The organism is Pseudomonas sp. LARHCG127 (assembly GCF_052871455.1).
Genome location: NZ_JBIXJT010000002.1, coordinates 228,166 through 234,400, shown reverse-complemented (window position 1 = coordinate 234,400; position 6,235 = coordinate 228,166). Strand labels below are relative to the sequence as shown.

Below are 6,235 nucleotides of genomic sequence, written 5' to 3'. Positions count from 1 at the left end.
CTGTGGGAGCGGGCTTGCTCGCGAAGGCGGTGTGTCAGCCACATCAATGCTAACTGATACACCGCCTTCGCGAGCAAGCCCGCTCCCACAGGGGTATGAGGGGGTTATTCTATGAAGGTCACAACCCCACCCGCCAGCGACTTCACCCGGGCCAACGACTCGACGCGATAGCCCTGTGCATCCAATTCCGCGCGACCGCCCTGGAATGACTTCTCGATCACGATCCCCAGACCTGCCACGGTGGCGCCGGCCTGCTTGATGATGGAAATCAGCGCCTGGGAGGCTTTGCCGTTGGCCAGGAAGTCATCGATGATCAGCACCCGGTCACTGCTGGTCAGGTGACGCGGGCTGATGGCGACGGTGCTTTCGGTCTTCTTGGTGAACGAATACACGGTGGCCGACAGCAGGTTCTCCGTCAGGGTCAGGGACTGTTGCTTGCGGGCGAAGATCACCGGCACGCCAAGGTTCAGCCCGGTCATGATCGCCGGGGCAATGCCCGAGGCTTCGATGGTGACGATCTTGGTAATGCCCGAATCCTTGAACAGCGCGGCGAATTCGTCGCCGATCAGCTTCATCAATTGCGGGTCGATCTGGTGGTTGAGAAACGCATCGACCTTCAGGACTTGGTCGGACAGCACGATGCCTAGCTCGCGGATTTTCTGGTGCAGGGCTTCCATGAAGCCTCCTCTGATGGCGCGTGGGCGCCTGAAGTCGGTAAAAAAAGTAGTCGATTCTAGCGCTTTAACATCGCGCGTATATCCGCCAGGGCACTGTTGCCGCGAACGACTTTGACTTCCGTCGGCGTGTCGTCGTTACCTTCCCAGGCCAGGTCGTCCGGCGGCAGTTCATCGAGAAAGCGACTCGGGGCGCAGTCGATCACTTCGCCGTATTGCTTGCGCTTGGCGGCGAAGGTGAAGGCCAGCGTCTGGCGTGCCCGGGTAATGCCGACATAGGCCAGGCGCCGTTCTTCCTCGATGGTGTCGGCCTCGATGCTGGAACGGTGCGGCAGGATTTCCTCTTCCATGCCCATGATGAATACGTAGGGAAACTCCAGGCCTTTGGAAGCATGCAGTGTCATCATCTGCACGCCTTCGGCGCCTTCTTCCTCTTCCTGCTGGCGCTCGAGCATGTCCCGCAGCACGAGTTTGCCGATGGCGTCCTCGACCGTCATGTCGCCGTCTTCGTCTTTTTCCAGAGTGTTCTTCAACGCCTCGATCAGGAACCAGACGTTGCTCATGCGGTAGTCGGCAGCCTTGTCGCTGGAGCTATTGGTGCGCAGCCAGTTCTCATAGTCGATGTCCATCACCATGCTGCGCAGCGCCGAGATTGGATCTTCTCCGGCGCACTGCTCGCGGACCTTGTCCATGAAGCGCTTGAAGCGCGCCAGGCGATCGGTGAAGCGGCTGTCCAAGTGCTCGCCCAGGCCGATTTCATCGGTGGCGGCGTACATCGAGATCTTGCGCTCGGTGGCGTAGTTGCCGAGTTTTTCCAGGGTGGTCGAACCGATTTCCCGGCGCGGCACATTGATCACCCGCAGGAAGGCGTTGTCGTCGTCCGGGTTCACGATCAGGCGGAAGTAGGCCATCAGGTCCTTCACTTCCTGGCGTCCGAAGAAGCTGTTGCCCCCCGACAGGCGATAAGGCACCTGGTGATGCTGCAATTTCAGCTCGATCAGCTTGGCCTGGTAGTTGCCGCGGTACAGGATCGCAAAGTCGCTGTACGGCCGGTCGGTGCGCAGGTGCAGGCTGAGGATTTCCATGGCCACGCGCTCGGCTTCGGCGTCTTCGTTGCGGCAACGGATCACGCGGATCTCGTCGCCGTGGCCCATCTCGCTCCACAGCTGCTTTTCGAACTCGTGGGGGTTGTTGGAAATCAGCACGTTGGCGCAGCGCAGGATGCGGCTGGTGGAGCGGTAGTTCTGCTCCAGCATTACCACTTTGAGCGACGGGTAGTCATCCTTGAGCAACATCAGGTTTTCCGGTCGCGCGCCGCGCCAGGCATAGATCGACTGGTCATCGTCGCCCACCACGGTGAACTGGTTGCGTTTGCCGATCAGCAACTTCACCAGCAAGTACTGGCTGGCGTTGGTGTCCTGGTATTCATCCACCAGCAGGTAGCGGACCTTGTTCTGCCATTTTTCGAGAATGTCGGCGTGGTCCTGGAACAGCTTGACCGGCAACAGGATCAGGTCGTCGAAGTCCACCGCGTTGAACGCCTTGAGCGTGCGCTGGTAGTGGGTGTAGACGATGGCGGCGGTCTGCTCCTTGGGATTGCGGGCGTTTTCCAGGGCCTCGGGCGGCAGGATCAGGTCGTTTTTCCAGGCGCCGATCATGTTCTTGATCTCATCCACGCCGTCGTCGCCCGAATATTCCTTCTGCATGATGTCGGTCATCAGGGCCTTGACGTCGGTCTCGTCGAAAATCGAGAAGCCTGGTTTGTAGCCCAGCCGCGCGTGTTCCTTGCGGATGATGTTCAGGCCCAGGTTGTGGAAGGTACAGACCGTCAGGCCGCGACCTTCGCCGGCGCGCAGCAGGCCGCCGACCCGCTCTTTCATTTCCCGGGCGGCCTTGTTGGTGAAGGTCATGGCGACGATGTACTGGGCGCGGATGCCACAATTCTGGATCAGGTGCGCGATCTTGCGGGTGATCACGCTGGTCTTGCCGGAGCCTGCACCGGCGAGCACCAAAAGAGGGCCGCCGACATAGTTCACGGCTTCTTGCTGCCGGGGATTGAGTCGGGACATGACAGGGTTCAGGGAGTCGTTTGCGAAATGGGCCGGCATTTTAACAGGCTCAGAGAATTGTGCTGCTCTGTCCGACTTGTGACGCACACAGGATTGTCATTTGCCGCTTTTGTCACTTTCACGCAGGATGTGGAGCCAATTGGGTCCTGCGTAGCATTTCGAGCGGAAAAAACCACCGAAAAGCGCGTGTTTGAGAACCATTGGCATTGGTCATTGCCCATCGGCAGGTCATAATGCCCGGCGCCTACCACCTTGCAGAGTCTAGGGAGTCAGCTTGTCAACGCCTGTCGAACCCTTGCGTTTGCTGTTATTGGCCCAAGAGCCAGAGTGGGCAGCAATCTTGCGCGAGTGCCTGGTGCCCTTGGGGCCCTCGGTCGTGTTGATCAGCGCTCCAAGCTGGGAGTCAGTGTGCAGCCTGTTCGAAGACAATCGCAACGCGGTGTTGCTGACCGTTGCGGCGTTGCAACCGGCGCCGGGTCGTTGCAGCCTGCCAACCATCCTGTTGCTTGAGCACGAGCCGGCGGCTGCCCCCGACGGTGTCAGCGACTGGCTGGTGCGCGACGTGCTCGACAGTGCGACCCTGCGTCGTTGCCTGCGCCATGTGCGTGAACGCGGCGTGCTGGAAAACACCTTGCAGCGCCTCGCCGAACAGGACCCATTGACAGGCATCGCCAATCGCCAGGGCTTCCAGACCTTGCTGGCGGCGCGCCTGGCGGAAAACGACGGCCGTGGCCTGGCGCTCGGTCACCTGGACCTGGACAACTTTCGCCACGCCAACGACGCCCTCGGCCACCAGGCCGGTGACCGCTTGATCCTGCAAGTGGTGTCGCGGCTCAAGAGCTCGCTCGAGGCCGGCGATCAACTGGCGCGATTGGGCAGTGATGAATTCGCCTTGTTGATAGACACCCGCCGCGCACCACAGCGAGCCGAGTGGATGGCCGAGCGTATTACCGAGGCCTTGGCCGAACCCTATTGGGTGGACGGTGAAAGCTTGCTGATCGGCTGTAGTCTGGGCGTCGCCCATGCCCGCGCCCAGGCCGGCGCCGATCCGCTGATGTGGCACGCCCACATCGCCATGCAACAGGCCAAAAGCACCCAGGGCTGCACCTTTCATATCTTCAACGAGCGCATCAATCGCAATGCCCGCAGCCTCGCCGACCTGGAAAGCGAGCTGCGCCGGGCACTGCGCCGCGACGAGTTGGAACTGCATTACCAGCCCCGATTGAACCTCGATGGCGGCCACATCGTCGGCCTCGAAGCGCTGGTGCGCTGGCGTCACGGCGAGCGCGGCTTGCTGCCGCCGAGTGAGTTCGTGCCGCTGGCCGAACAGAGCGGCCTGATCGTGCCCCTGGGCTACTGGGTGATTTCCCGGGCGCTGCGGGACATGCAGGCCCTGCGCGAGCGAGGGCTGGCGCCGTTGCACATGGCGGTCAACCTGTCGTTCCGGCAGTTCCAGGACAGCCAGTTGCTGCCGACCTTGAGCCGGCTGATTGCCGAGCGGGGTGTCGAGGCGCAATGGCTAGAATTCGAACTCACCGAAACCGCCGTCATGCGCCGCAGCGAACTGGTCAAGCAGACCATGGATGCCTTGGGCCGCCTGGGGGTGCGCTTCTCCCTGGACGACTTCGGCACCGGCTTCTCGTCGTTCGTGCACCTCAACAGCCTGCCGATCGCCTTGCTCAAGATCGACAAGAGCTTCGTCGGCGGCATGGAACAGCGCGAAGAGAACCGCAAACTGGTGCACGCCATGATCAACCTGGCCCACAACCTCAACCTGGAGGTGGTGGCCGAAGGTGTGGAAACCCAGGAACAACTAGACTTGCTACGCGGTTTCGGTTGCGACCAGGTGCAGGGTTTCCTGATCAGCAAGCCGTTGCCGTTGCCGGAGTTGGTTGAATATTTGACGTTCGAGGGTGATCAGCAGTCCACCCACGAAGTCGTGGTCTGACTCCTTTCCCTTGTGGGAGCGAGCTTGCTCGCGATAGCGGTGTATCAGTCAAAAATCGATGTGACTGACCTATCGCCATCGCGAGCAAGCTCGCTCCCACAGGGGGATGAGTTTCATTTGGCCTGGATCGCTTCGAAACTGGGCTGCCCAGGCTCATTGCGAATCATCCGTTTCATCTTCCATTCGAACGCCAGCGTCAGGCTCACGGCCGCACAGGCCAGCCCCAGGGCCAGGCCCCACCAGACACCGGTTGGCCCCCAGTTCAAGTGGAAAGCCATCCACCACGCCGACGGCGCACCGATCAGCCAATAGCAACCCAGGCCCACCAGGAAGGTGGTCTTGGCGTCCTTGAGTCCGCGAATGCAGCCCATGGCGATGGTTTGCGTGCCGTCGAACAGCTCGAACCACGCCGCCACCGCCAGCAGGCTCACCGCCAGGTTGATCACCTCGCGAAACGCCGGGTCGTCGTGGTCCAGAAACAAGCCGATCAATTGATGAGGCAACAACCAGAACACCATGGCGAACGCCAGCATCGCGGCTGCGCCGAAGCCGATCCCGACCCGCCCGGCCAGGCGCGCCATCAGCAGTTGCCCGGCGCCGTAGTGCTGGCCGATGCGCATGGTGATGGCGTAGGACATCCCGGCCGGCACCATGAACGCCACCGAGACGATTTGCAGGGCGATCTGGTGAGCCGCCAACGGTGTGCTGCCCATGGTGCCCATGCACAGCGCGGCGAACGCGAACAACCCGACCTCCACTGCGTACGTGCCGCCAATCGGCAGGCCCAGGCGCCACAGTTCCTTGAGGTATTGGCGGTTGGGCCGCGACAGCCCATCCAGCAGCGGATAGGCACGGTAGGCCGGGTGCCGATGGATGTGCCAGGCCAGCGTCAGGGCCATGCAATTGGCGACGATGGCCGTGACCAGGCCGATGCCCATCAAGCCGAGTTTCGGCAGGCCGAACATGCCGGTGATGAGCGCGTAGTTGAGCAGGAAGTTGGCCACCGTACCGCCGAGGCTGATCACCATTACGGGTGTGGCTCGGCCGATGGCGCTGGTAAAGCCGCGCAGGGCCATGAAGCTCAGGTAGCCGGGCAGGGCGAATGGCAGCGCCAGCAGGAACTGCCCGGCGGACAGTACGTTGGTTTCGGTCTGGCCGAACATCAGCAGCACCGGCTTGAGGTTCCACAGCAGCAACCCGGCCATCAGCGCCATCAACCAGGCCAGCCATAATCCGGCCTGGGTCAGCCGGGTAGCCCCCTCGATATCGCCTGCGCCCTGGCGAATCGCAACCAGGGTGCCCACCGCGGCGATCACACCGATGCAGAAGATCGACACGAACGAATAGGTGGCCGCCCCGAGCCCACCACCGGCGAGGGCTTCGGGGCTCAGGCGCGCCATCATCACGGTGTCGGTGAGCACCATCAGCATGTGCGCCAACTGCGAGGCAATCAACGGCCCCGCCAGCCGCAGGATGGCCCAGAGTTCGGTACGCACCGGATGCCGCATGATCATCACGCTCCCTGTTCAAAGAAGGCAGTAAAG

4 protein-coding genes are annotated in these 6,235 nt (G+C 61.9%); 1 reads left to right on the top strand and 3 read right to left on the bottom strand.

Annotated features, from left to right (window positions below; genetic code table 11):
* Nucleotides 1–104 precede the first annotated feature (104 nt).
* Together ACIPQ1_RS04510 and rep are read right to left on the bottom strand one after the other, a co-directional pair.
* Entirely contained in the window at nt 105–677 is a 573-nt protein-coding gene (locus tag ACIPQ1_RS04510; protein WP_434573604.1) for a xanthine phosphoribosyltransferase, read from the bottom strand.
* Between the two features lie 56 nt (nt 678–733).
* Nucleotides 734–2,743 carry a DNA helicase Rep gene (gene rep, locus ACIPQ1_RS04505; protein ID WP_446533657.1) on the bottom strand — a complete coding sequence of 670 codons (2,010 nt, stop codon included), beginning with the start codon at nt 2,741–2,743 and terminating at the stop codon, nt 734–736.
* 274 nt (nt 2,744–3,017) lie between these two features.
* Here rep and ACIPQ1_RS04500 point away from each other — a divergent pair, with 274 nt between their 5' ends.
* On the top strand, nt 3,018–4,691 hold the full coding sequence (locus ACIPQ1_RS04500; protein ID WP_411385940.1) for a putative bifunctional diguanylate cyclase/phosphodiesterase: 1,674 nt from the start codon (nt 3,018–3,020) through the stop codon (nt 4,689–4,691).
* A gap of 113 nt (nt 4,692–4,804) precedes the next feature.
* Here ACIPQ1_RS04500 and ACIPQ1_RS04495 read toward each other — a convergent pair whose 3' ends face one another.
* The gene (locus ACIPQ1_RS04495; protein WP_411387568.1) at nt 4,805–6,199 is read right to left on the bottom strand and encodes a NorM family multidrug efflux MATE transporter; all 1,395 of its coding nucleotides are present in this window, start codon (nt 6,197–6,199) and stop codon (nt 4,805–4,807) included.
* Between the last annotated feature and the right edge of the window lie 36 nt (nt 6,200–6,235).